Here is a 24,280-nt window from a genome sequence, read left to right as displayed (position 1 = left end):
CAGGAGGGCCCGCACCCGGCACGGTGCGGGCCCTCCGGCGTGTCCGGGCCTCTCAGGCGAGCGCGGGCCGGTGGCCGGGCGGCGTGTCGCGAGCCGTTCCCCGCACGGGACGCGGATCGGGGGTCGTCTCGAACTCGGTACACAGCCACCGCACGCCCCTGCGTTCCAGCCTCAGCGCCAGGACGCGCGAGCGGTCGCCGCAGTCGACCACGGCGCACATCTCCACCACCCCGTCCTCCGGCTGGGAGACGTGGGCCCGGCCCACCCGGGGTGGCCGCGCGCTGGTGATGATCTTCCCGCTCCGCGCCAGCTCGGCCTGGGCCCTGCCGGTCATGTGGCAGGAGACGCTCGCCGGAGGGCGCCTGCCGGACAGGATCTCGGCGACGGCCTGCGCGAGGGCCCGCAGCCGGCGCTCGTCGGGAACCGCGCCGGGCGAGCCCCAGACCAGCGGTTTCCCGGCCGGGAGGCCCGGCGTTCCTGGATCGAGGGCGAGGGCGAGGGTGCCCTGCACGTACGGCGGCATGGCCGGGGTGTCACCGGCGGGGCGGTCGTCGTCGTAGGGCGGCTCGGCGGCGGGGGAGGGCACGATCCTGGGGAGCGAGGCCGGACGTCGTGGGGGCGACATGGGAACTCCGATGTGCTCGGTGGGGACGGAGAAACTGACATATCAGGGAGTTTCCGGTCTGCCGCGCAGATACGCCGTCCGCCAACTTCCGGTGAATCCCGGTCGCTTCGTCCTGTTGGGCGGAGAAGGTGACCCCGGGTTGGAGCGGTCGGTCCTCGCGAGGGGGCGGGTTGCGGCCGGCGGCGTGATCTCCGGTGGACGGCCGAAACCGCTTGGCGCGCCTCTCCGGCGGGGATCGGCTCAGGCTCGGGAGGAGGGCGTCGTGCCTCCTCGGGCGGAGGTCGCGTCAGGGGGAGGGCGGCTCAGGCGGAGGTCGGGTCGGGGGGAGGGCGGTGCGCCTCCCGGGTGGCGGGAGGGCCGGTGTCCGCCCTGCCCCGCGCCGGGGCCGAGGGCTCGCCGGAGTCGACATCGGGCTCGGGCTCGCGGCCGGGGGTCATGATGTTCAGCTTCCTGATCAGGAAACTGAACACGGTGTAGTAGATCACCGCGTAGACCAGCCCCATCACGATGATGATCGGTACCCCCCGGGCGTTGGGCGCGGTCCCGTACAGGCCGAGGTCGATCAGCCCGGAGGAGAAGCTGAAGGCGAGTTTGACGCCCAGGGCGGAGGCGAGGGCCAGGGAGATGCCGGTCAGCACGATGTGGATGACGAACAGGACCGGCGCCACGAAGATGAAGGCGAACTCGATCGGCTCGGTGATCCCGGTGAGGAACGCGGTGAGCGCCGCGGAGATCATGATCGAGCCGACCGCGGTGCGGCGGTGCGGTGGCGCGGCCCGCCAGATGGCGATCGCGGCGGCGGGCAGGCCGAACATGAGGACCGGGTAGAAGCCGGCCTCGAAGCCGCCGTAGCCGACGGCGCCGTTGTTGAAGCAGATCAGGTCCCCGGCGAGCTTCTTGCCGTCGACCACGCACTCGGGGACCTGGGTCCAGATCACGTTGTTGACGATGTGGTGCATGCCGAGCGGGAGCAGGGCGCGGTTGATCATGCCGTAGACCCCGGCGCCGAGCTCGCTGTTGGAGGCGAGCCAGGTCCCCGAGGCGCGGACCCAGCCTCCCAGCACCGGCCAGACGAGGCCGAGGAGCACGCCGATCACCAGTCCGGCGAAGGCGGTGAGGATCGGCACCAGGCGGCGCCCGCCGAAGAAGGCCAGCCAGGTCGGCAGCTTGGTGCGGTGGTAGCGCTGCCAGAGCAGTGCGGAGACCAGGCCCATCACGATGCCGCCGAGCACCCGGGTCGGGTTCTGCGCGCCGAGGTTCAGGACCGCCTCGGGAACGCCGGGGTCGGCCCTGTCGAACACCTCCGTGGTGATGGGCTCCCTCAGGTCGGCGTCGAAGAGGATGAAGAACATGTTCATGCTGACGGCGTGGAAGACCAGGTAGCCGACGAGCGCGGCCAGGGCGGTGGAGCCGTCGGCCTTGCGGGCGAACCCGATGGCGACGCCGATCGCGAACAGGATGGGCAGGTTGTCGAACAGGGCGCCGCCCGCGGTGCCGACGACGCGGGCCACGTCGTCGAGCAGGGCGCTGTCGGTCCTGCCGAGGAGGTCGTCCTGCCCGAGCCTGAGCAGCAGGCCCGCGGCCGGCAGGACCGCGATCGGCAGCATCAGGGAACGTCCCAGGCGCTGGAGCACGCTCATCACGGCGGCCCCCGGGTGGGCGGCGGGCGGGCCCGCGTCCGCCGGGAGAGAGCTCATCGGGCTTTCCTCCAAGGGCTGGAAGGGAGGAGGGCGGCGAAGGGGCGGTCGCGCGGGACAGGACGGGGTGTGACGGCGGCGGTCGGAGCGGGTGGGCCGGGGGTGCGGTCGGAGCGGGCGAGGTGTCGGCGGGGCCGGGAGGCGGTCGGAACGGGCGCGGCGGGTGGGACGTGCTCTGGACGGGGTCGGGACGGGCGCGGTCGGTGGGACGTGCTCCGGAGGCGGTCGGAGCGGGTGTGGCGGGTGGGCCGTGGTCGGGCGGGCATCGGGATCAGGCGCGGCGGGCAGGTATCTCCAGGATCGTACGGAGCTGGTAGCGGTCGGCGCGATAGGTGGACACCCCGAGTTCGGCGCAGACGCCTCCCGCGAAGGAGCGCCGCTGGAGCAGCAGCACGGCCCCGCCGCGCGGTAACTTCAGCAGGTCGGCGTCCCCGGGATCGGCGATGCCGCCGTCGATGGTGAGCTCACCGGCGTCGAGCACCAGGCCGTAGCGGGTCTCCAGGAGGGCGTAGAGGGAGCGGCCCGTCAGGTCGTGGGTGTCGAGGTCGGGCGCGAGGGAGACGGGGATGTGGGCCCGCTCGATGCACATGGGCTCGTCGGCCGCGGTCCGCAGCCGCTCGATGAAGTGAACCTCGTCGCCCGGCTGGATGCCGAGTTCCCTGGCCAGGTGCGCGCTGGCCCTGACCACCCGCCGGTCCAGGTCGCGGGAGCCGGGCTCCATGCCCCTGGCGCGCATCTCGTCGCTGAAGGAGGTGAGCCGCAGGGACATCTCGATCTTGGGGCGGGCCACGAAGGTGCCCTTGCCCGCCACCCGCTGGAGCCTGCCCTCGGAGACCAGGTGGTCCACGGCCTGCCGTACGGTCATGCGCGACAGCCCGAAACGCTGGCAGAGCTCGCGTTCGGACGGGATCGCCGTGCCGATCGCCAGCTCGTTGTTCTCGATCAGATCGAGCAGGATCTCCCGGAGCTGGAAGTATTTGGGCACCGGGCTGTCCGGATCGATCTGGGCCACAGGATCCTCCCCCCTCGATCTGAGATGTCGCATGAGTTAGGGTTCGTACTGGTCTAGTCCGGACTAGACCACAGGCCGGAAAAGGGTGTCAACGTACGGACCGGAGACGGATCGATAACGGCCCGGTCTCGTCCGTCCGAAGCGAAGGATGAGCGCGAGATGACGACCAAGATGCGCAGCGAGATCGCCGAGCAGCCCGCCGCGCTGCGAGCCACACTCGACGCCCTCCTTCCCCGGATCGGGGAGGTGGAGCGGCTCGCGGGGCAGACCCGCCAGCTGCTGTTCATCGCCCGCGGCACCTCCGACAACGCCGCAGTCTACGGTCGCTATCTGGCCGAGGCCCACACGGGCAGGCTCTCCACTCTCGCCGCTCCCTCGATCGCCACGACCTACCGGCGCAGGCTGGACCTCGACGGCGTGCTGGCCGTCGCCCTCTCCCAGTCGGGCAGGACCGAGGAGATCGTCGAGACCCTCGCCTGGGCGAAGGACTGCGGCGCCAGGACCGTGGCCATCACCAACGGCGGCGAGCAGAGCCCCCTGGCCCAGGCCGCCGACCTCGCCCTGTGCACGGTGGCGGGCGAGGAGAAGGCCGTCCCGGCCACCAAGACCTACACCACCCAGCTCGCCGCGCTCGCCGTGCTCGCCCTCGGTCTCGGCGCGGACGTCGACGCCGCCGACCTGCAGCGGGTGCCGGACGCGGTCGAGAAGCTGGTCGGCGACCCGGGTGACCTGGAGGCGATCGTCGAGGGCCTGGCCGACAAGCCGGGCGTCGTGGTCTCCGGCAGGGGGCTCGCCTTCTCCACCGCGCTGGAGCTGGCGCTCAAGCTCAAGGAGGCGTGCTACCTGCACGCCATGGGCCTGTCGTACGCCGACCTGCTGCACGGCCCGATCGCCGTGGTGGACGAGGACACCCCGGCCATCCTGGTCGCGGCGGGGGAGGGCCCGACCCTGGCCGGCACCGTGGCGCTCGCCGAGCGGGTGACCGGTGCGGGCGCCTCGGCCTACACGGTCGGCGGCGGTACCGCGCTCTCCTCGGTCTCCACCGCCGCGCTGAACGGCCCCGACCTTCCCGAGTGGGTCGCCCCGCTGGGCCTCATCGTCCCCGGTCAGCTGCTCACCGAGGCGCTCGCGCGCAGGCTGGGGATCGACCCCGACGCCCCCCGCGGTCTCAACAAGGTGACCCAGACCGACTGATCGCGATATGTCCTTTAGCCTGGTCATAGCCTTGGGAACAGGGTGATCACATCTGGAGGGCGACATGGCGGCCGACGCCGACGCGATCATCGCTGGACTCGGTGGTGCGAACAACATCATCGAGATCGAACCGTGCATCACCCGGCTCCGCACCGAGGTGCGCGACGCCTCCAAGGTCGACCAGGCGGCCCTGCGGGCGGCCGGCGCGCACGGTGTGATGGCGGCGGGCAACGTCGTCCAGGTGGTGGTGGGTCCCGAGGCCGACACGATCGCCAGCGACATCGAGGACATCATGGGCTGAGCGGAGCCGGCATCGGCTGAGCAGGGCCGGCGGGAGCCGGCAGGGGCTGACAAGGCGCTCTCGCGGGCGGGGCGTGCCCCGGACGACACTCGTGGGCGGCCGGGGGCGCGGACGGGCCGTCCTCGCGGGCGGCGGCATGCCGAGGGGGGTGCGGTGACCACAGTTCTGGCACCGGTCGCGGGGGTGGCCGTGAGGCTCGGCTCGGTGCCCGACCCGGTCTTCTCCGAGGGGCTGGTCGGGCCCGGCATGGCGATCGAGCCGGACAGGGCGCCCGGCCGGGTGCTCTCCCCCATCGCGGGCACCATCGTCAAGCTGCACCCGCACGCGTTCGTGGTCGTCGGCGACGACGGCCGGGGGGTCCTCGTCCACCTGGGCATCGACACGGTCGAGCTCAGGGGGGAGGGCTTCGAGCCGCTCGCCGCCGAGGGCGACCGGGTGAGCGCCGGGCAGCCGGTGGTGGCGTGGGACCCGGCCGGGATCGAGGCGGGCGGACGCTACCCGATCTGCCCGGTCGTGGCGCTGGACGCCGCCGCGAACTCCGTCACCGGCCTCGCCACGGGGCCCGTCGGCGCCGGTGACGAGCTTTTCGAGTGGAGCGATCCCGCCTGAGGACTCGCGGGACGGGGAAAGGGCGAGGAACGTGGAACGCGGACGCGGGCGGCGTCCGTGCGGACGAAAACGGAGCCGGGAGTGGTGACGAGGATGGGGACGACGGCGAGACCGCCGGTGAGGGCGGCGCTCTTCGATCTCGACGGGACGCTGATCAACAGCGAACGACGGAGCATGGCCATGTGGTCGATGCTGCTCGACAGCCACGGAGTGGTCCACGACGAGGTCGTGCTGCGCGGGTTCATGGGGCGGCGCGGGCGCGACGTCCTGACGGAGAGCGCCCACCTCTTCCCCGGCAAGCGGATCGACGACCTGATCGAGGAGGTCTTCTCCTTCCAGGACCATCCCGGCCTGCCGGACATCGTGCCGGTGCCCGGCGCCGCCGAGCTGGTCCGCAGGGTCTCGGCGCACGGTTCGCCGATCGCGGTCGTCACCTCCGCCGGCCGTGACTGGGCGGAGGAGCGGCTGACGCAGGTCGGCATCCGCGACCTGCTGGAGACGATCGTGTCCGCCCACGACGTGGCCGTGGGCAAGCCCGACCCCGAGGGGTTCCTCCTCGCCGCCGCACGCCTGTCGGTCGATCCGGCACACTGTGTGGCGTTCGAGGACTCGATCGCCGGGATCGCGGCGGCCAAGGCGGCCGGTATGGCGTGCGTGGGCATAGCGACCACGCACCCGGGCACTGAGCTGGCCGAGGCCGATCTCGTGGTCGCGGACCTGACGGGGGTCGACTGGCCCCCGTCGAACATCAATGATCTCGCGGTCTAGACCGCGGGCGAACTTCTGGGAGGAACACGTGGCCGAGCGCCAAGTCACCGTCAAGGCGGAGGTCGGCCTGCACGCCAGGCCCGCCGCGACGTTCGTCCAGACGGCGGCGAAGTCGTCTCTGGACGTCACCGTCGCCAAGGGGTCCGGCGAGCCGGTGAACGCCAAGAGCATCCTGGCGGTCCTCGCGCTCGACGTCAGGGAGGGCGACACGGTGATGATCAGAGCGGAGGGCGAGGGAGCCGACGAGCTTCTCGACCAGCTGGCCGGCATCGCGTCGGCGCCGTGAGCACCCTCACCGGGGTGGGGGTGAGCCCCGGGGTCGGGGTCGGTCCCGCCTACGTGCTCGCGTACGAGGCGAACGTCCCGGCCCCGGACTCCCGGCACGGCGGGGGCGCCGGGGACGCGGCCGCGGAGCTGGCCGTGGCCGGGCGGGCGCTGGAGCGGGTCGCCGCCGACCTGGAGGCGCGGGGGGTCCTCGCCGGTGGCCAGGCCGGGGAGATCCTGGAGGCGCAGGCCATGATGGCCCGCGACCCCGGCCTGGCGGACGGGGTGGCCACGCTGGTCGAGGCGGGCACCGCCGCGGCCCGCGCGGTCTACGAGGCGTTCGGCCACTACCGCGACCTGCTCGCCGCCGCAGGGGGATACCTCGGCGAGCGCGTCGCCGACCTGGACGACGTCAGGGACCGCGCCGTCGCGGTGATCGAGGGCCGGCCCGTGCCCGGCGTTCCCACGGACACCGGGCAGCCGTACGTCCTCGTCGCTCGCGACCTGGCGCCCGCCGACACGGCGCTGCTGTCTCCGGAGGTGGTGGCGGCCTTCGTCACCGAGCAGGGCGGCCCGACCAGCCACACTGCGATCCTCGCCCGTGCCATGGGGGTGCCGGCCGTGGTGGCCTGCCCGGGGGCGACCTCGATCGCGCCGGGGACGCCGGTGCTGGTCGACGGGGCCTCCGGTCTCGTGCGGCCCGCGCCCTCCGGCGACGAGGTCCTCGGGGCGCGCAACGCCGCCGCCGCGCGGGAGGCCGTGCTGGCCTCCGCCACGGGGCCGGGGACGACCGCCGACGGGTACGCCGTGCCGCTGCTCGCCAACATCGGCGGGCCTCGCGACGTGGCCGCCGCGCTGGAGCACGGGGCCGAGGGGATCGGGCTCTACCGGACCGAGTTCCTCTTCCTCGACCGGGCGGAGGCGCCCTCCGCGGCGGAGCAGGAGGCCGCCTACCTGGAGGTGCTGGACGCCTTCCCCGGCGGAAGGGTGATCGTGCGGACCCTCGACGCGGGAGCCGACAAGCCCCTCGCCTTCCTGCCGCCGGGAGCGTACGAGCCCAATCCCGCGCTGGGGGAGCGGGGGGTGCGGCTGTTCAGGACGCATCCGGAGATCATGGGCACCCAGCTCGCCGCCCTGGCCGCGGCGGCCGCGCGCTCGTCGGCGAGGCTTCAGGTGATGGCGCCGATGGTGGCCACCGCCGAGGAGGCCGCCTGGTTCGCCGACGCCTGCGACGCGGCCGGGCTGCCGTCGTCGGGAGTGATGATCGAGATACCGTCGGCGGCCCTGCGCGCCTCCGACCTGGCCGTACGGGCGGGCTTCCTCTCCATCGGCACCAACGACCTGGCCCAGTACGCCCTCGCCGCCGACCGGCAGCTGGGCGCGCTGACCGGGCTCCAGGACGCCTGGCAACCCGCCCTGCTCGACCTGGTCGCCCTGGCCGCGGCGGGCGCCGCCGAGCGCGGCAGGCAGTGCGGGGCCTGCGGTGAGGCCGCGGCCGACCCTGCCCTGGCCTGCGTGCTCGTCGGGCTCGGGGTCACCTCGCTGTCGATGTCCGCCCCGGCGCTGCCCGCCGTGCGGGCCGCGCTGTCGCGCCACACGCGGCAGCAGTGCCATCTCGCCGCCGCGGCCGCGCGGGCCGCCGCCTCCCCGGAGGAGGCGCGTGCCGAGGCGCGCTCGCACCTGCCCGGCCTGGCCGGCCTGGCCCTGTGACGTGGGCGGACTTCCTTCATGAGTGACGTACGGGCCGGAAAGCACCGGTTGGTGGGAGGCGTGTGGCCGATGGTGACCGGGTGGATGGGCGGGCGCCGGGGCGCGGGCCCGGATAGCGTAAGCGGCATGGCTGGGTGGAGACGTGTGACGGGTATCGCGGTGATCGCGACGATGGTGGCCGGATGCGCGGAGGCGGGCAGGACCGCTCCGCCCGCGTCCGGTGCGACGCGGGCGGGCGAGACCTCCGCGAGCGCCGACGCGGCGGCACCCGGCGCCACCACGGCCGTCACCCCGGGGTCCTCCGGATCCTCCGAGTCGTCCGTTCCCGCCGCGGCCTCCGCGACGGCGGAGGTGGCGGGGGTGGAGGGCGTGCTCGCCTCGATGAGCGTGGAGGAGAAGGTCGGCCAGCTGTTCATGCCCGTGCTGTACGGCCCGTCGGCCGACACGGCGTCGGGGGAGAACCAGGCGCGGTTCGGCGTGGACACCCCGGCGAAGATGATCGCCCGATACCGCCCCGGCGGGGTGATCCTCTTTCCCTGGGCGGGCAACGTCAAGAGCGTCCGGCAGGTCGTGGCGCTCACCAACGGCCTGCAGAAGGCGTCCCCCGAGATCCCGCTGCTGATCGGCACCGACCAGGAGAACGGCAAGGTCTCCCGCCTCGCCCCGCTGGTCACCCCCCTCCCCGGGGCGTCGGTCATCGGCTCGACCCGCGACCTCTCGCTGGCCCGCCGGGCCGCCGAGGTGACGGGCACCGAACTGCGCGCCCTGGGCGTCAACCTCGACTTCGCGCCCGTCGCCGACGTCAACCTCAACCCGCGCAACCCGGTGATCGGCCCGCGCGCGTACGGCTCGGACCCGAAGAAGGTCGCGCCGATGGTCGCCGCCGCCGTCCAGGGTTTCCACGACGCGGGGATCGGGGCCACGGCCAAGCACTTTCCCGGCCACGGCGACACCGGCGTCGACAGCCACACCGGCCTGCCGGTGATCAGGCACTCCCGCTCCCAGTGGAACAGGCTGGACGCCCCGCCGTTCGCCGCCGCCATCGGCAAGGACGTCGACGCGATCATGAGCGCGCACGTGGTGATGCCGAAGCTCGACCCCTCAGGTGACCCGGCCACTCTCTCCAAGCCGATCCTGACCGGGCTGCTCCGGGAGAAACTCGGCTTCGACGGGGTCGTCTCGACCGACGCGCTGGACATGGCGGGGGTGCGCAAGAAGTACGGGGACGGGGAGGTCGCGGTACGGGCGATCCAGGCAGGGGTGGACCTGCTGCTCATGCCGCCGGACTACCGCGAGGCCCACCGGGCGCTGCTGGCCGCCGTGGCGTCCGGGAAGATCTCCAAGGCGCGACTCGACCAGTCCGTCCGGCGCCTGCTGACGCTGAAGGCCGCCCGCGGCCTGCTGGACAGGGCGCCGGTCGCCGACCCGGCCGAAGCCGAGCGGGTGCTGCGCTCGGCCGAGCACCTCAAGGTCGCCCGGCTCATCACCTCACGGGCCCGCTGAAGTCACCTCACGGGCCCGCTGAAGTCACCTCACGGGCCCGCTGAAGTCACCTCGCGGGTCCGCTGAAGTCCTCACGGGCCCGCTGAAGGAGGATCCAGGGGCCCTGCCGCGAGGCCGGATCAGGCGAACTGGAGGTTGCCGGTCCTGGCCAGCGAGACGACGAGCGACTGGACGATGCGCGTGAGCAGGGCCTCGATCAGCATGACGGCGGCCTTGGCGAGCACGGTGGAGATGAATCCGGACATAGCAACCTCACAGGGAGAAAAGGGACTTAAGCTGATAATTCATACTGAAGCAGTCTAAGTCACCAGTCATGAGGTTGCTGTTCGGTGAACATTCGGTGACGTTCCCCGCGTCGACGCCTGGAAGGCCACCCCCGCGACCGTCGTGGTGGCGGCGCTCCCGAGGGCGACGGTCCACCCCACGGGCCCCAGGAAGTGACAGCCGAAGAACCGGCAGAGCCCCGGAACCGAGACGGCCATGCCCAGGACGGCCAGGGACAGGAGCGAGGCCAGCACCACCAGGCGATCCCGGCTGCCCAGGGCCAGGGTCTGCAGCAACTGCGACGCCACGAGCGCGACCAGCCCCATGGAGTCCGCCCGCCCGCGCGTACCGGTCACCCGGCCGATCGCCCAGGCCAGGCCCGCCGCGCTCGCCGTGGTGGCGGCGCGCAGGTAGATGTCCCGGGTCAGGGAGGCGCCCAGCGAGGCCTCCGGGCCCTCGTCCAGCAGCTTCTCCGGGCTGGTGGCCGCCGGCGGCCGGGAGGCCACCGCCATCGCGGGCAGCATGTCGGTGAGCAGGTTGACCAGCAGCAGCTGCCGGGCGTTCAGCACGTTCCCGCCGCTGATCAGGCTGGATCCGACCGCGAAGACGATCTCACCGATGTTGCCGCCGAGCAGGATGCTGAGGGCGTCGCGGACCGAGCCCCACATCGCCCTGCCCTCGATGATCGCGTCGACGATCGTCTCGATGCGGTCGTCGGTCACGACGATGTCGGCCGCCGCCCGCGCCGCAGGGGTGGCGCGGGACCCGAGGGCGATCCCCACGTCCGCGACCCGGATCGCGGGGGCGTCGTTGGCGCCGTCGCCGGTGACCGCGACGACCTTGCCGGTCCGGCGCAGGCAGTCGACGATCCGCGCCTTGTGCGCAGGGGTGGTCCTGGCGAAGACCGTCACGTCCGGCAACGCCTTCACCAGGTTGTCGTCGTCCATCTCGTCCAGCTCGGGCCCCGTCATGATCCGCCCGCCGTTCAGCACGTTCAGCTCGGCGCCGATCGCCTCCGCCGTGCTCGGATGGTCGCCGGTGATCATGACGATGCGCACGCCCGCCCGCGTGAGGCGGCCGACGCTCTCCGCGGCCGTGGGCCGCACGGGGTCGGCCAGGCCGAGGAACCCGAGGAAGCACAGGTCCTGGATGCGGGACTCGTCGAGGTCGCGGCGGTCGGAGGCGGAGCGCTCCGCGACCGCGAGCACCCGGTAGCCCTGCCGGGCGAGCTGGTCGAGCTCCTTCTCGATCTCCGCCACGAGGTGGTTCGTGAGAGGGACCACCTGGCCGTCACGGAGGATGGACGTGCAACGGGTGACCACGATCTCGGGGGCGCCCTTGACGCTCAGCAACGGGCCCGAGTCGCCCTTGCCGAGCACGGCGTGGTAGCCGCGTCCCGGTTCGAAGGGAAGCTCGTCGACCCGTTCCCAGCTTCCGGTCCCCTTCTCGGTCACTCCCAGCCGCTCGGCCCCCTTCAGCACGGCGCGGTCGGTGGGATGCGGGACGGGGCGCCCCTCGTCGTGCCGGGGGCACGCGCGCATCCCGGCGGTCACGATGTGCCGCAGTTCGGGCGTCAGGTCCTCCACGGTGCGCTCGTCCTGCACGTCCGAGACGCACCGCAGGCTGATGCGCCCCTCGGTGAGGGTTCCCGTCTTGTCGAAGCACAGGACGTTGACCCGGCCGAGTGCCTCGATCGTGGAGGGGTTGGGCACCAGGGTGTTGCGGGTCGACAGCCGCCGCGCGGAGGCGAGCTCCGCGACCGAGGCGACGAACGGCAGCCCCTCGGGTACGGCGGCGACGGCGAGGCTCACCGCCGGCGCGAGCGCCTGCGGCACCGAACTGCCGCGCAGCAGGTCGGCGGCGAGCAGGACGACGCCGGACCCGACCGCGACCGGGAGGACCCGCCGGCTCAGCTCCCGCAACCGCAGCCGCACGCCCGTGACCGGAGGCCGCTCCGCGGTGAGCCTGGCGGTCCTGGCCGTCTCGGTCGCCTCGCCCGCCGCGACCACCACGGCCAGCCCGCTGCCGGCCGCCACCGTCGTCCCCTCGTAGACCATCGAGGTCCGGTCGGCGATGGCGGGCGCGTTGACGGGCTCCGGTGACTTGGTGACGAGCTGCGACTCGCCGGTGAGGGCGGCCTCGTCGATCTCCAGGCCCACGGCCTTGAGCACGCGGCAGTCGGCCGGCACGGTGTCGCCCGCGCGCAGCTCGACCACATCGCCGGGTACGAGGTCCTCGACGGTCGCGTTCGCCTGCTCGTGAGGGCGGGAGCCCGCCTTCTCCTGAGAGCCACGCCCGGGAGAGTGAGCCGCGCCCGCCTTCTCCTTCGCGCCCGCCTTCTCCCGGGGGCGGCGCAGCCGCACGGGAACCGCCACCGCCTCGGTCAGGCGGTGCAGCGCCCGGTCGGCGCTGTATCGCTGGCCCCCTCCGATGAGCGCGTTGGCGAGGACGACCGTGCCTATCATCACCGAGTCCGACACCGAGCCGACCAGGGCCGACAGGCCCGCCCCGGCCGCCAGGACGGGGGTCAGCGGGTTGGCCAGTTCCTCGACGGACACGCGGAGCAGCGAATCGGGGCCCGACGGCTCTCCCGATCCCGTGGCGGACCTGCGCCGCGCGGCCTCGGCCTCGCTGATCCCGCCGGCCGACGAGCCCAGCAGGGCCAGGACCTCCTTGGCGGGCATCGCGTGCCAGGGGGTCCGGTCGACCCGGGTCGGCGGGGCCTCTCGCCCGGCCTGCCAGCCCGCCCACCCGCCCGTGACGAGGGTGGCCAACGACGTGCAGCTGCTCGCGAGCTGCGCCTTGTGCTGTGACCCCTCCGCCGGGCCGAGGGTCGTCAACACGCCTCCGGCGGCGGTTCCCGCGGCGGTGAGCCACACGCAGCGCTCGCTCGTCTTCCTCGCCGGTCCCAGGCAGCTCAGGAGCAGGTGGACCTCCTCGAGCTCGGCGATCACGTCCGCGTCCCAGGGCACCCGGCCCGAGCCGCGCAGCACGCCTATGCCCAGGTCGGCCTGGGCCAGCGCGGCCATCCGGCGCGCCGACACCACGGCGACCCCGTGGCCGTCAGCCTGGAGCGTGCGGATCGACCGGGCCAGCCGGGAACCGCCCGGCACGATCTCGTCGATGCCGAGCCGCAGGCCGAGTTCCGCGTCGCCCCCCGCGAGCGCCACGGCGCACGCGCCCCTGGCCGCGGCGACGATCGCGTCGGCCAGCGGGTCGACGCGCGGCGCCAGGCCGACCAGGGCGGCCGGAACGCCCTTCCTCGTCACGCGGACGGCCCGTATCCCCCGGGCCTCCCAATCCTCGGCGTCCTCCGTGATGAGCCCGGCCGGGCCCGCGAGGGGCTCGGCCTTCCACGTGTCGCGTTCCCGGCGCGCGCCGGGGTCGTCGACGTCGATCAGGGTGAGGATCCGCGCGCGCAGCCCGTCGAGGCCCTCGCCGTTCGCGGAGTCCGCGTCGCCGAGGGGAACGATGCGGTCGATCTCCCACGAACCGGTGCCGAGCACGTCGGCGTCGAGGACGACCGTGTCGACGCCGTCCATGTGGCGCAGGGCGCGATCGTCGAGAACGATCGCGCCGCGTCTCGCCATGGCCCGCCCGATCGCGGCGGCGAAGAACTCGCGGCCCAGTTTCGCGGCCCTGGGCGTCGTCGCGGTGAGCATGGCCACGGCACGCGCGTGGCCGTCGCTGAGAAGGTACGTCAGCCCGGACGCGCCGGCCGCCACCGGACTCGCGACGCGCTCCAACCGGTCCACGGGGCTGTGGGCCATGGGCGCGGGACGTGGTTTCCCGGCCGCGCGGATGTGGCGGTAGGAGCCCTTCCGCGACGCCAGTTCGTGCTGGCGGGCCTCCCAGGCCCGCCGCGTGTCGCGCGCCTCGATGTAGCGGCCGGCGGCGGTGGCCGACTGGACGAGCATCCCCACCCGGCGCAGCGCCAGCGTGTGGGTGATGATGTTCGCCGTCGTGAACAGGGTGACGGTGGCCGGGCCGCCGAGGTGGCGTTCCATCTCGTGGCGGACTCTCGGGGTGGACTCGGCCAGGCCCAGCAGGGCGGGAAAGATCGCCGGGACCGACGGTGCGCGCACCGCGTGCCCGGCGAAGGCCATGCCCGCCCCGACCAGGCTCGCGCCGAGCCGGATGCCGGCACGGGTCTGCCGTTCCACCAGCCTGGCGGTGTGGTGCTGCACCAGCATGGAGATGAGGGACCCCGGCTCCGGAGACGAGGCCTCGCCGGACTCGGCGTCCTCGTCCTCGGCGTCCGCGTCCTCTACGTCCTCGTCCAGGTCGTCGTAGCCGTCGGTCAGATCGTCGTCATCGTCGTCCCCCGGGCCCTCGCCGTCGAGCGCGTCGACGATCGCCAGCAGCTTCTCCAGATCGATCGCCCCGGGGTCACATCCCACGAAGACGGAGCCGAGTATCCCGTTGACCTCCGCCCGCTCGATCCCCTCGAGCTTCAGCAGGGCGTTCTCCAGCCGCCGGGCCTTCGGCTCGCTGCCGGGCGAGCCGATCACGCGCAGATCGACATGGAGCCCTCCGGGACAGACCCGTTTGCCGCGCGAATGCGGCAGGGCGTTCATGACCGCGGCGGGCACGACCTTGATCGCACCGGGCACGACGTTCCAGAGGGTTTCCGCGGGCACGGACAGCAGACGGGGCACGAACATTCAGATCTCCGGCAGGCAAGATGACGGGGCCGATCAGGCCGTGGTTACGCGCGGCCTGATCGGCCCCGTCGCTGCGATTACTTGGACGATCTCCCGCGAGCCGAATTCCTCGTCCGGGAGGCGGAGCCCGCGGTGCGGGACGTGGACGCCGAAGATCGTGACGCGGACGTCGTGGCCCGGGACGCGGGCCTCGCGGTCCGGGACGCGGGCTTCGTGGTCCGTGAGGTGGTGCCTCCCGTGCGGGAGGTGGTGCTCCGGGTCCGTGAGGTGGGGCTCTTCGCCCGGGACGTCGTGCCGGTCGTCCGGGACGTGGAGCTCTTGGTGCGTGGTGTGGCGCCGGTCGCCCGGGAGGCGGCGGTGCCCGCCGCGCGGGTCGCGGCGCCCACGGTGCGTGACGCGGCACCTGCGGTGCGTGATGCGGGTCTCGTGGCCCGTGAGGTGGTGCCTCCCGTGCGGGAGGTGGTGCTCCGGGTCCGTGAGGTGGGGCTCTTCGCCCGGGACGTCGTGCCGGTCGTCCGGGACGTGGAGCTCTTGGTGCGTGGTGTGGCGCCGGTCGCCCGGGAGGCGGCGGTGCCCGCCGCGCGGGTCGCGGCGCCCACGGTGCGTGACGCGGTGTCGGCCGCGCGGGTCGCGGCACCCGCGGTGCGTGACGCGGCGGTGCCCGCGGCCCGGGACACGGTGCTCGCGGCCTTGGAGGCGGTGCGTGACGCGGACGCCGCCGTACGGGACGCGGGTGTGGTCCGGGAGGTGGTGCCTCCCGCCCGGGACCTGGACGTCGAACCCGTCTTCCGAGACGCGGAGGTGGCCGTCGAAGACCCGGAAGCGGAGCTCGCGGGTCTGGAGACCGGGCTCGACGACCCGTTCTTCCCGCGCGCACGCTGCGCGATCAACGTCCCGACCCCGATGGCCGCCGCTACCGGCCATTCGAGCAACCCCGCCACCGCGAGCGCGCCGAGCCCTCCGTAGTAGGCGATGCGCTCGGCCGGAGGAAGGAACGACTTGGCCGCGTCAACGGCCTGTCCCGCCTCCTGCCTGCTGACGTGCGGCATGTGAACATGCGGCGGCCGCAGCTGCACGGTCAGCATCGGAAGTTTGAGCGTTAGTGAGTTGCCGTCCTGTTGCCTGCTTGCCTGGGCATGCGTGGTGGACGTTGCGGGTGTGGTCGGTCTCTGCGCCGTACGGGCGCGTGACCGGCTCGTCTGAGCTACTGCCATGATCCCTCCTCATGGGAACCGAGGGAAGGTGCAAATGGAGCCCGCAGGAGGTCGATCATGCCTTCTACGTGCGGTTATATGGCCCGAGTGCCATTCTCGTAATCTTCCTCGTATCGTGGCCGCGAAACGCGTAACGGCCGTTGAATCGGATGTTAGGGGATGAATCTCCGGCAGCCCGGACCGCTCGCTGTCCGTTTGGGGATGTTTTAGGAGAGGTACGGCTTGAGCTCGCGGCGGGCCACGGCGCGGATGTGGACCTCGTCCGGGCCGTCGAATATGCGCATCGCGCGGGCCTGCGCGTACATCGTCGCGAGCGGGACGTCGTCGGACAGTCCCATGCCGCCGTGAACCTGGATGGCGCGGTCGATGACGTCGCACGCCATCCTCGGGGCGACCACCTTGATGGCGGATATCTCCGAGGCGGCCGCCTTCGCGCCGACCGTGTCGATCATCCAGGCGGCCTTCAGGGTGAGCAGCCTGGCCTGCTCGATGGCGAGCCGCGATTCGGCGATCTGCTGCTGCACCACACCCTGCTGCGCCAGCGTCTGGCCGAAGGCCACCCGGTTGGCGGCGCGGGCGCACATCAACTCCAGAGCGCGCTCGGCCATCCCGATGGCGCGCATGCAATGGTGGATGCGGCCGGGGCCGAGCCGGGCCTGGGCGATGCGGAAGCCGTCCCCCTCCTCCGCGATGAGGTTCGCCGCGGGCACCCGGACGTCGGTGAAGACGATTTCCGAATGGCCGTGCTGCTCCTGGTAGCCGAAGAGCGGCAGGTGGCGCACGACCTCGACGCCCGGGGTGTCCATCGGGACCAGGATCATCGACTGCTGGCGGTGCGGGGGTCCTTCGGGGTCGGTCTTGCCCATCACGATCATGATCTCGCAGCGCGGGTCGGCCACCCCGGTGATGAACCACTTGCGGCCGTTGACGACGTACTCGGAGCCGTCGCGCCCGATGGAGGTGGCGATGTTGGTGGCGTCGCTGGAGGCCACCGCGGGCTCGGTCATCGCGAACGCCGAACGGATCTCGCCGGAGAGCAGGGGCTTGAGCCACCGGTCCCGCTGCTCGGGCGAGCCGAACATGTGCAGGACCTCCATGTTCCCGGTGTCGGGGGCCGCGCAGTTCAGTGCCTCGGGGGCGAGGTCGATGGAGCGGCCGGTGACCTCGGCCAGGCTGGCGTAGTCGAGCACCGACATGCCCGACTCGGCGGGCAGGAACAGGTTCCAAAGGCCGCGTGAGCGTGCCTCGGACTTGAGCTCCTCCACCACCGGTGGCAGCTCGTGGTCGTCGTGCCCTCTGGTCCGGCGCCACGCGTGGTAGACCGGCTCCGCCGGATAGATGTGGGTAGCCATGAAATCGGTCAGATTGGCGAGGTATTCCTGCGCCGTGTCGCTGAGCGCGAAGTCCATGGCGGCCAGTTTGGCACCACCCCTTCTTCGGTCGTCCATCGGTCCGCACCTAACCTGGAACCCGTTCCATCAAGGAGGACAGATGCTGAAGGGCGTGCTGATCGACTGGGGTGGCGTGCTCACCGTCGATCTTGCCGAGGCGACCGCCGAGTGGATCGTCGCCGAGAGTCTCGACGAGGCCCACTACCGGAAGGTGATGCGCGAGCTCATCGTGCACGCGTACGAGAACTCGGAGAACGGCGAGAACACGATCCACGCCCTGGAGCGCGGAGAGATATCCGCCCTGGACTTCGAACGCGACCTGGCGGCCAGGCTGATCACGACGGACGGCGTGCCGCCGGTCGCCGAGGGGCTGCTGGCCAGGATGTTCTCCCGCTTCCACCGGGTCGAGCCGATGTACGAGATGCTCCGTGAGGCACGTGCCGCGGGGCTGCGCACCTGCCTGCTCTCCAACTCCTGGGCGAACGAGTATCCCCGCGACGGCTGGGAGGACTTCTTCGACGAGGTCGTCATCTCGGGAGAGATCGGCATGCGCAAGCCCGAGCCGAGGATCTTCGAGCACGCGCTCGGCAGGCTCGGCCTGGCCGGGGAGGAGTGCGTGTTCGTCGACGACATCGAGGCAAACATCGAGGCCGCCCGGCGGCTCGGCATCGTCGGCGTGCACCACCGCGACCCCGAGCTGACCATCACCGAACTGGAGACCCTGTTCCAGGTCACGCTTCGCTGACCCCCGGCCCGTCCGCCCGTCTCCCCGCTTCCCCGCTCCATCCACAGGATGCCGCTCGTCTCTCCGCTCCCCGCCGGGTGCCGCCCGGTGGGGAGCGCGGCCGGACCCCCGGATCGTGTCGCTCCGCGCGGGCGGTACCACCGGGGGTCGCGGGTACTGGCACACTCGATGCGTGAATCGGCGCCGGAGCGGCGCCGATGTCGGAGAGACAGATCGAGGCATGGATGCGCGTCTACCTGCCGTGTACGCTCCCGGCGCTGGCCCGCGTGGCCACCGTGGGGGAGCTCGGCCCGGCCCCGCTGACCGGCTACGCGGTGACCCCCGCGTTGATCGAGTGGTACGTCTCGGGTGACACCGAGGAACTGGAGTACGTCGCCCTGACCGAGGCCGCCAGGGACTCCCTGCGGATGCTGGCCGCGGACCGCGCCGACGGGGTGGAGGTCGCCGCGCGGCGGGTGGTCGTCGCCGTCGACGTACCGGAGGGTGACGTGAGCGCGAGCGCCGACCTGGAGGAGCGCGCCCGGGTGCGGCTCGCCGCGGCGGTCCCGCTGGGGCTGATCGCCGCGGTCCACGTGGACGACCCGTCGGCGGTGAAGGACGTCGAGGCCGCTCTCGCCGCGCTGCCCGCGGCCGACGGCGGCGACGACGACGCCCGCTTCACCGTGGACGGCGCCGAGGCCAACGAGCTTCTGTGGTACGCCACCCAGGAGATTCCCGACCTGGTCGGCTGACCTCCGCGCCGCGTCCCGAGTCCGGCGCCCGTACCCCCTGGGCCTGGGGCGGGATCCGTGTGCCGTGAGGGCCCCGCGCGGGCCGATTCCCCTGTCGCGGCGCCGTTCCGGCGGGGATCTTCGCTATTCTGGACGGCAATATGAGACACATTGTTTGGGATTGGAACGGCACGCTGTTTCACGACATCGACGCCGTCGTTGGTGCGACGAACGCGGTGTTCGAGCCGTACGGGCTGGGTTCCTATGACGCCGACCGCTTCCGCGCGGTCTACACGCGCCCGATCTGGGCCGCCTACGAGCGCATGCTCGGCCGTGCCCTCGAGGACGGCGAGTGGGAGAGACTCGACCTCGGTTTCCACGAGAGCTACCACCGGCTGATGCTGGAGTGCGGGCTGGCCGCCGACGCCCTCTCCACCCTGCAGAGCTGGGAGCGCGCGGGAGGCAGGCAGTCGCTGCTGTCCATGTGGGCGCACGAGCGGCTGGTTCCCAAGATCGCGGAATTCGGCATCGACCACCACTTCACCCGGATCGACGGCCTGCGCAGCGCCTCCGGCGGGCACAAGGCCGAGTCGATGGTGGCCCACCTCGCCGCGCTCGGCGTCGACCCGGCCGACGTCCTGGTGATCGGCGACAGCCTGGACGACGCGCACGCCGCCCAGCACGTCGGGGCGCGCGCGGTCCTCTACACCGGTGGCATGACCAGCCGGGCCGATCTGCTGGCCTGCGGAGTCCCCGTCGTCGACACCCTGGAGAACGCGCTCGACCACGCCTGACGGCCCGTCACGCGACCTCGCGGGAACGGCCCGCCACACGACTCCGTGAGCACGGCCCGTCACGCGACTCCACGGGAACGGCCCGTCACGCGATCTCGCGGGAACGGCCCGCCACGCGACCTCGTGAGAACCGGCAAACGGATCCTTTCGGTATCGAAGGCGGTCGCCGTGCGCTCAGGGCCTTACCCTGGGCATCCGCACCCATTCCGGGAGGCCCCCGATCAATCGCCTCGTCCTCTGGAACATCGACCTCACGCTGGTCGACGTGTCGATCGTCACTCGCGAGGCATACGCGGAGGCCTTCCGCGCTGTCACCGGAAGGCCGCTGGTCAAACTGACCCAGGCCAACGGGCGCCCCGATTCGGAGATCGTCTTCGAGATGCTCGCCATCAACGGGATCGTCGCCGGGGACGACCACCTTCCCCGGTTCCTCGACGCGCTGGCCGGGGCCTTCGGGGCGCGGCGCAAACGCCTGGCCAAGGACGGCCGGATGATGCCCGGTGCCCGCGACGCGCTGAAGGCCGTGGCGAGGCTCGACGGCGTGGTCCAGTCGGTGCTCACCGGCACGATCAAGAGCAACGCGGTGCACAAGCTGACCGCGTTCAGCCTCGACAAGCACGTCGACTTCGAGATCGGCGGCTACGGCGAGGAGGTCTACCCCAAGGCCACCCTCCTGCAGGTCGCGCAGGGCCGCGCCAAGCGGAAGTACGGAGCGGTCTTCGACGGGCACAACACCGTGCTGATCGGCGACTCGGCCAGGGACGTCCAGGCCGCCAGGATCGCCGGAGCCGCGATCATCGGGGTCGCCTCGGGACGCTCCCTCCCGGCCGAGCTGCACGAGGCGGGAGCCGACGTGGTCCTGCCCGACCTCTCCAACCCCTCCGAGGTCGTCGCCGCCGTCGCCGGCCTCACCTCCCCTGCCCGGCGCGCCGGCCGTTCCCCGGCAGGCCGCTGACCCCCGGCCCCCGGCCGTACAGGATGAGCCGTACGAGATGAGCCGTACGAGGTGAATCGCGCGAGGTGGATCGGGGCGAGCCGGGCTCGTCGCCGCTGACCGGTCCCACATGTCCGGCAGGTTTTCATGTCCGTGGCCGACCGCCGCCGGTTCCCGGCGAGGAGCGCGTACGTGGCCGTCCCACACGGGGCGGCCGGAGGGTGTGTGGCCACGGGGGATGACATTCGGGTGGGGCGCCGAGAGGATGGGGCCATGGTTGAGGAAGGTGCGCCGCTCTGGGAGCCGTCCCCGGAGATCGTGAGGAACGCCAAGGTCACCCGTTACGCGGAGTGGCTGGGCCGGGCCGGTGACTACGAGTCCCTGTGGCAGTGGTCGGTCGACGCCCCGGAGGAGTTCTGGACGTCGATCTGGGACTACTTCGAGGTGGTGGGAGAGCGCGGTGACGGGCCCGTCATGTCGGGGGAGATGCCCGGCACCGAGTGGTTCGCCGGGTCGATGCTGAACTACGCGGCCAACGCGCTGCGCCGGGCCGCCGCCGACCCCGGGCGGATCGCGGTGGTCTCCCGCGACGAGACGGGCGGGCGCGGGACGCTCACCCTGGGAGAGCTGGCCGAGGAGGTGGCGCGGGTCCGCACCGGGCTGGCCGCGCTGGGCGTCGGGCGGGGTGACCGGGTCGCGGCCTACGTGCCGAACGTCCCCGAGGCGCTGATCGCCTTCCTGGCGACCGCGTCCCTGGGGGCCATCTGGTCCTCCTGCTCGCCCGACTTCGGCGCGCCCAGCGTGATCGACCGTTTCACCCAGATCGAGCCGAAGGTGCTCGTCGCGGTCGACGGCTACGGCTACAACGGCAGGCGCTTCGACCGCAGCGAGGTCGTCCAGGACATCGCCGCCAAGCTGCCGACCCTGGTGGCGCGGGTCCGCATCCCGGCCCAGGCCGCGCCCGGCGCGGCGGACGCCCCGGAGCCTCGGGACGCGGCCGTGACCGGGGACGGAGTCCGTACGGTGAGCTGGGCGGAGGTGCGCGCCGTCGCGGGACCGCTCGCCTTCGAACCGGTACCGTTCGGGCACCCGCTCTGGATCGTCTACTCCTCGGGCACCACCGGGCTGCCCAAGCCGATCGTGCACGGTCACGGCGGCGTGGTGCTGGAGCACCTCAAGGCGCTCTCCTTCCACCAGGACCTGGGCGAGGACGACGTCTTCTTCTGGTACACCACCACCGGCTGGATGATGTGGAACTACCTCGTCGGCGGCCTGCTGGTCGGCTCGACGGTGGTGCTCCACGACGGGGCGGCGACCTACCCGGAGACCGGCGCGCTCTGGCGGCTGGCCGCCGAGGAGGGGGTCACCTACTTCGGCACGGGGGCTTCGTACGTGATCGCGTCCATGAAGGCCGGCCTCGAGCCGTCCGGCCTCGACCGGCTGCGGGGGCTCGGGTCCACCGGCTCGCCGCTGCCGCCCGAGGGGTTCGCCTGGGTGCACGAGGCGCTGCCGGAGGTCCAGCTCGGCTCGTTCTCCGGCGGCACCGACGTGTGCACCGGTTTCGTGGGCGCCGTACCGCTGCTCCCGGTCCGGGCGGGGGTGATCCCGTGCCGCTGCCTGGGCGCGAGGGTCGAGTCCTTCGACCCGTCGGGCGCGCCGGTGGTCGGCGAGGTGGGCGAGCTGGTGCTGACCCTGCCGATGCCGTCGATGCCGGTGATGTTCTGGAACGACCCCGACGGCTCCCGCTACCGGGACAGCTACTTCTCCGAGTATCCCGGCGTCTGGCGGCACGGCGACTGGATCAAGATCCTTCCCGACGGCGGCTGCGTGATCTACGGCCGCTCCGACTCGACCCTGAACCGGGGCGGTGTCCGGATGGGCACCAGCGAGTTCTACCGCGTGGTGGAGCGCTTCGAGGAGATCACCGACAGCCTGGTGATCGACACCGGCCAGCTCGGGCAGGAGGGTCGCCTGCTGCTGTACGTCACCATGGCCGAGGGGGCGACCCTGGACGACGACCTCGTCGCGCGCCTGCGCCGGGAGCTGCGGGAAGGTCTCTCCCCGCGCCACGTGCCGAACGAGATCATCGAGGTCCCCGGCATCCCCCGCACCCTCAGCGGCAAGAAGCTGGAGGTCCCCGTCCGCAAGATCCTCCTCGGGGTCGCTCCGGAGAAGGCCGCCAACCTCGACGCCATGGCCAACCCCGAGGTCCTCTCCCACTTCGCCCCGGGAGCCGACGTCACGCGGCACTGACCTCTCCGGCCCCGGCGGCCCGTGGCCGCCGGGGTCAGATCCCCTGGGGGAGGCGGAACAGGCGGCCGGGGTCGCGGGCGGCCTTGATCTGGGCGAGCCTGGTGGCGTTGCCCCCGTAGTAGGCCGCGCGCCAGCCGCCGAGCTCCGGGTCGACGTAGTTGACGTACGCGTGGTCGCCGAAGTGGGGCCGCATCGCCGCGTGCGCGGTCCTGGCCCAGCCGGCCGCTCCGGAGCGGTGGGCGTAGTACTGCACGCTGTAGAGGGCGGCCCGGTGCGGGAAGGCCGTGGCGTCGGGGCGGACCCTGGCGACGGCGCCGCCGAGGGCGTCCAGCAGCACGGTGTGCTCGCCGGGCCGGGCGACCTGGGCGACCAGGGCCCTGGCCCCGGCCTCGGAGAGCGGGCGGTAGGCCATGTGCGACTTGGCCTTGAAGGTGTCCCTGGACAACCGCCCGCCCCGGGTCTGCCCCGGCGGGGAGCCGCCCAGGTGGCACTGGGTGACCGAGAGCGAGCCGCAGCCCGCCATGGTCAGCATGGCCTGGCGGTAGGAGGTCTGCCGGACGGAGCTCGACGACGGCGACCCGGCCGCGTCGGCCAGCCGGTCGAGCAGCCGCTCGCAACCGGCCCTGCCGCCGAGGTAGAGCCCGACGACCTCCACGTCCGTCCCGCCGTCGCGGCTCAGGTGCATGCCCGACCACATGGCGTCGGGAGCCGAGGGCCCCCACGCCTGCCAGGCGCGCAGCGCCCTGACCGCCCTCGACCACGGCCAGTGCAGGAAGAACACCGTGACCTCGCGGGTGGGGTGGGTGCGGAACCCGAAGGAGACCGCGACGCCGAGGTTGCCCCCGCCGCCGCCCCGCGAGGCCCAGTACAGGTCGGCGTTGTGGTTCGCGTCGCAGGTCAGCAGCCGCCCGTCGGCCGTGACGATCTGGACCGACTCCATCACGTCGCAGGTCAGGCCGTACTTCCTGGAGACCACGCCGATCCCGCCGCCCAGCGCCAGCCCGCTCACCCCGACCGTGGCGCAGGTCCCGGCGGGGATGCTGACCCCGCTCGTGGCCAGCCTGTCGTAGACGTCGATCAGCTTGGCGCCCGCCCCGACGGTCGCCCGCCCCGAGGCGTGGCTCACCTTGCTCATCCGGGAGACGTCCAGGACCAGGCCGGTCCCGGTGGACCAGCCCGCGTAGGAGTGGCCGCCGGACCGTACGGCCAGCGGCAGCTTCAGCCGGCGCGCGAAGGCGACGCACTCGGCGACGTCGGAGGGGTTGGCGCAGTAGGCCACCCCCGAGGGCCGGACCGCGTCGAAGGCGGGGTTGAACAGCTTCCTGGCGCCGTCGTACGCGGCGTCGCCCGGCCGGACGAGCCTGCCCTCCAGCCCGCCGGCCAGGGCCCGCCAGTCGGCGGGCCGTGGCGCGCTCGCGGCGCCCCGGCCGGTCGTGCCGGCGGCGCCCAGGGCGGGTATGCCCTGAGCGCCCAGTGCGAGGGCGGCCAGGCCGCCGGTCCGAAGGAATGCCCGCCTGTCCGGAGGGGTCCGCATGTCGTTACTCCCCGAGGTTCGGTGTCACCCTTCCCGATAGGACGACCGCACCGCCCTTCCGGTTGGTCACATTCGCGTCACTCCTGAGGTGATG

General features: G+C 72.7%; 20 protein-coding genes. 13 read left to right on the top strand and 7 right to left on the bottom strand.

The features are described from left to right. Positions 1-52: 52 nt before the first annotated feature. From ACTOQ3_RS15675 to ACTOQ3_RS15665, 3 genes are all read right to left on the bottom strand, one after another. Positions 53-625, bottom strand: a complete 573-nt coding sequence (locus ACTOQ3_RS15675; protein WP_440084103.1) for an Rv3235 family protein — start codon at positions 623-625, stop codon at positions 53-55. A gap of 302 nt (positions 626-927) precedes the next feature. Beyond that, positions 928-2,322 (bottom strand): PTS transporter subunit EIIC, encoded by a 1,395-nt coding sequence (locus ACTOQ3_RS15670; RefSeq protein ID WP_440084102.1) that lies wholly within the window; start codon positions 2,320-2,322, stop codon positions 928-930. Positions 2,323-2,593: 271 nt separating this feature from the next. Further along, positions 2,594-3,334, bottom strand: a complete 741-nt coding sequence (locus tag ACTOQ3_RS15665) for a GntR family transcriptional regulator (RefSeq protein ID WP_362837563.1) — start codon at positions 3,332-3,334, stop codon at positions 2,594-2,596. Between the two features lie 159 nt (positions 3,335-3,493). Between ACTOQ3_RS15665 and ACTOQ3_RS15660 the strand changes: the two genes are divergently transcribed. The 7 genes from ACTOQ3_RS15660 to ACTOQ3_RS15630 all read left to right on the top strand — a co-directional run bounded on the left by ACTOQ3_RS15660 (position 3,494) and on the right by ACTOQ3_RS15630 (position 9,683). After that, a complete protein-coding gene (locus ACTOQ3_RS15660; protein WP_440084101.1) occupies positions 3,494-4,528 on the top strand; it encodes an SIS domain-containing protein in 1,035 nt (344 codons plus the stop codon). Between the two features lie 64 nt (positions 4,529-4,592). Further along, positions 4,593-4,829, top strand: a complete 237-nt coding sequence (locus tag ACTOQ3_RS15655; RefSeq protein WP_440084100.1) for a glucose PTS transporter subunit EIIB — start codon at positions 4,593-4,595, stop codon at positions 4,827-4,829. Between the two features lie 153 nt (positions 4,830-4,982). Then, positions 4,983-5,438, top strand: a complete 456-nt coding sequence (locus ACTOQ3_RS15650) for a PTS sugar transporter subunit IIA (protein ID WP_440084099.1) — start codon at positions 4,983-4,985, stop codon at positions 5,436-5,438. 81 nt (positions 5,439-5,519) lie between these two features. Further along, positions 5,520-6,206: an HAD family hydrolase gene (locus tag ACTOQ3_RS15645; RefSeq protein WP_440084098.1), complete on the top strand. Its 687-nt coding sequence runs from the start codon at positions 5,520-5,522 to the stop codon at positions 6,204-6,206. A gap of 28 nt (positions 6,207-6,234) precedes the next feature. Further along, on the top strand, positions 6,235-6,492 hold the full coding sequence (locus ACTOQ3_RS15640; RefSeq protein ID WP_362837571.1) for an HPr family phosphocarrier protein: 258 nt from the start codon (positions 6,235-6,237) through the stop codon (positions 6,490-6,492). Further along, positions 6,489-8,180, top strand: coding sequence for a phosphoenolpyruvate--protein phosphotransferase (gene ptsP, locus ACTOQ3_RS15635; protein ID WP_440084097.1), 1,692 nt, complete (start codon positions 6,489-6,491; stop codon positions 8,178-8,180). The genes ACTOQ3_RS15640 and ptsP overlap by 4 nt, the downstream gene beginning before the upstream one ends. A gap of 144 nt (positions 8,181-8,324) precedes the next feature. After that, complete coding sequence (locus tag ACTOQ3_RS15630; protein ID WP_440084096.1) at positions 8,325-9,683, top strand: glycoside hydrolase family 3 protein; 1,359 nt, start codon at positions 8,325-8,327, stop codon at positions 9,681-9,683. A 119-nt stretch (positions 9,684-9,802) separates the two neighbouring features. Here the strand turns inward: ACTOQ3_RS15630 and ACTOQ3_RS15625 are convergent, their stop codons facing one another. Together ACTOQ3_RS15625 and ACTOQ3_RS15620 are read right to left on the bottom strand one after the other, a co-directional pair. After that, on the bottom strand, positions 9,803-9,928 hold the full coding sequence (locus ACTOQ3_RS15625; RefSeq protein WP_440067410.1) for a hypothetical protein: 126 nt from the start codon (positions 9,926-9,928) through the stop codon (positions 9,803-9,805). Between the two features lie 66 nt (positions 9,929-9,994). Beyond that, entirely contained in the window at positions 9,995-14,611 is a 4,617-nt protein-coding gene (locus ACTOQ3_RS15620; RefSeq protein WP_440084095.1) for an HAD-IC family P-type ATPase, read from the bottom strand. 132 nt (positions 14,612-14,743) lie between these two features. Between ACTOQ3_RS15620 and ACTOQ3_RS15615 the strand changes: the two genes are divergently transcribed. Next, a complete protein-coding gene (locus ACTOQ3_RS15615) occupies positions 14,744-15,577 on the top strand; it encodes a hypothetical protein (protein WP_440084094.1) in 834 nt (277 codons plus the stop codon). A 454-nt stretch (positions 15,578-16,031) separates the two neighbouring features. Here the strand turns inward: ACTOQ3_RS15615 and ACTOQ3_RS15610 are convergent, their stop codons facing one another. After that, positions 16,032-17,234, bottom strand: a complete 1,203-nt coding sequence (locus ACTOQ3_RS15610; protein ID WP_440084210.1) for an acyl-CoA dehydrogenase family protein — start codon at positions 17,232-17,234, stop codon at positions 16,032-16,034. Between the two features lie 82 nt (positions 17,235-17,316). On the opposite strand from ACTOQ3_RS15610, the gene ACTOQ3_RS15605 reads away from it, so the two are divergent. From ACTOQ3_RS15605 to ACTOQ3_RS15585, 5 genes are all read left to right on the top strand, one after another. Further along, entirely contained in the window at positions 17,317-17,961 is a 645-nt protein-coding gene (locus ACTOQ3_RS15605) for an HAD family hydrolase (protein ID WP_440084093.1), read from the top strand. A gap of 224 nt (positions 17,962-18,185) precedes the next feature. Next, entirely contained in the window at positions 18,186-18,692 is a 507-nt protein-coding gene (locus tag ACTOQ3_RS15600; RefSeq protein ID WP_362837783.1) for a DUF6912 family protein, read from the top strand. 140 nt (positions 18,693-18,832) lie between these two features. Continuing rightward, positions 18,833-19,465: an HAD family hydrolase gene (locus ACTOQ3_RS15595; RefSeq protein WP_440084092.1), complete on the top strand. Its 633-nt coding sequence runs from the start codon at positions 18,833-18,835 to the stop codon at positions 19,463-19,465. Positions 19,466-19,685: 220 nt separating this feature from the next. Then, positions 19,686-20,420: an HAD family hydrolase gene (locus ACTOQ3_RS15590; RefSeq protein ID WP_440084209.1), complete on the top strand. Its 735-nt coding sequence runs from the start codon at positions 19,686-19,688 to the stop codon at positions 20,418-20,420. Positions 20,421-20,672: 252 nt separating this feature from the next. Next, the gene (locus ACTOQ3_RS15585) at positions 20,673-22,652 is read left to right on the top strand and encodes an acetoacetate--CoA ligase (protein WP_440084091.1); all 1,980 of its coding nucleotides are present in this window, start codon (positions 20,673-20,675) and stop codon (positions 22,650-22,652) included. A 34-nt stretch (positions 22,653-22,686) separates the two neighbouring features. Here the strand turns inward: ACTOQ3_RS15585 and ACTOQ3_RS15580 are convergent, their stop codons facing one another. Then, positions 22,687-24,186, bottom strand: coding sequence for an FAD-binding oxidoreductase (locus tag ACTOQ3_RS15580; protein WP_440084090.1), 1,500 nt, complete (start codon positions 24,184-24,186; stop codon positions 22,687-22,689). Positions 24,187-24,280: the final 94 nt, after the last annotated feature.

The organism is Streptosporangium sp. LJ11 (assembly GCF_051918945.1).
Lineage (GTDB): Bacteria > Actinomycetota > Actinomycetes > Streptosporangiales > Streptosporangiaceae > Streptosporangium.
Note: the sequence above shows the minus strand (reverse complement) of the source record. Positions and strands in the feature narration are given on the sequence as shown.

Excerpts from the sequence above, each read along its gene's own strand:
- ACTOQ3_RS15675 (WP_440084103.1), bottom strand. The coding sequence starts at position 625 with ATGTCGCCCCCACGACGTCCGGCCTCGCTCCCCAGGATCGTGCCCTCC.
- ACTOQ3_RS15670 (WP_440084102.1), bottom strand. The coding sequence starts at position 2,322 with ATGAGCTCTCTCCCGGCGGACGCGGGCCCGCCCGCCGCCCACCCGGGG.
- ACTOQ3_RS15660 (WP_440084101.1), top strand. The coding sequence starts at position 3,494 with ATGACGACCAAGATGCGCAGCGAGATCGCCGAGCAGCCCGCCGCGCTG.
- ACTOQ3_RS15655 (WP_440084100.1), top strand. The coding sequence starts at position 4,593 with ATGGCGGCCGACGCCGACGCGATCATCGCTGGACTCGGTGGTGCGAAC.
- ACTOQ3_RS15625 (WP_440067410.1), bottom strand. The coding sequence starts at position 9,928 with ATGTCCGGATTCATCTCCACCGTGCTCGCCAAGGCCGCCGTCATGCTG.
- ACTOQ3_RS15620 (WP_440084095.1), bottom strand. The coding sequence starts at position 14,611 with ATGTTCGTGCCCCGTCTGCTGTCCGTGCCCGCGGAAACCCTCTGGAAC.
- ACTOQ3_RS15610 (WP_440084210.1), bottom strand. The coding sequence starts at position 17,234 with ATGGACTTCGCGCTCAGCGACACGGCGCAGGAATACCTCGCCAATCTG.
- ACTOQ3_RS15605 (WP_440084093.1), top strand. The coding sequence starts at position 17,317 with ATGCTGAAGGGCGTGCTGATCGACTGGGGTGGCGTGCTCACCGTCGAT.
- ACTOQ3_RS15600 (WP_362837783.1), top strand. The coding sequence starts at position 18,186 with ATGCGCGTCTACCTGCCGTGTACGCTCCCGGCGCTGGCCCGCGTGGCC.
- ACTOQ3_RS15595 (WP_440084092.1), top strand. The coding sequence starts at position 18,833 with ATGAGACACATTGTTTGGGATTGGAACGGCACGCTGTTTCACGACATC.
- ACTOQ3_RS15585 (WP_440084091.1), top strand. The coding sequence starts at position 20,673 with ATGGTTGAGGAAGGTGCGCCGCTCTGGGAGCCGTCCCCGGAGATCGTG.
- ACTOQ3_RS15580 (WP_440084090.1), bottom strand. The coding sequence starts at position 24,186 with ATGCGGACCCCTCCGGACAGGCGGGCATTCCTTCGGACCGGCGGCCTG.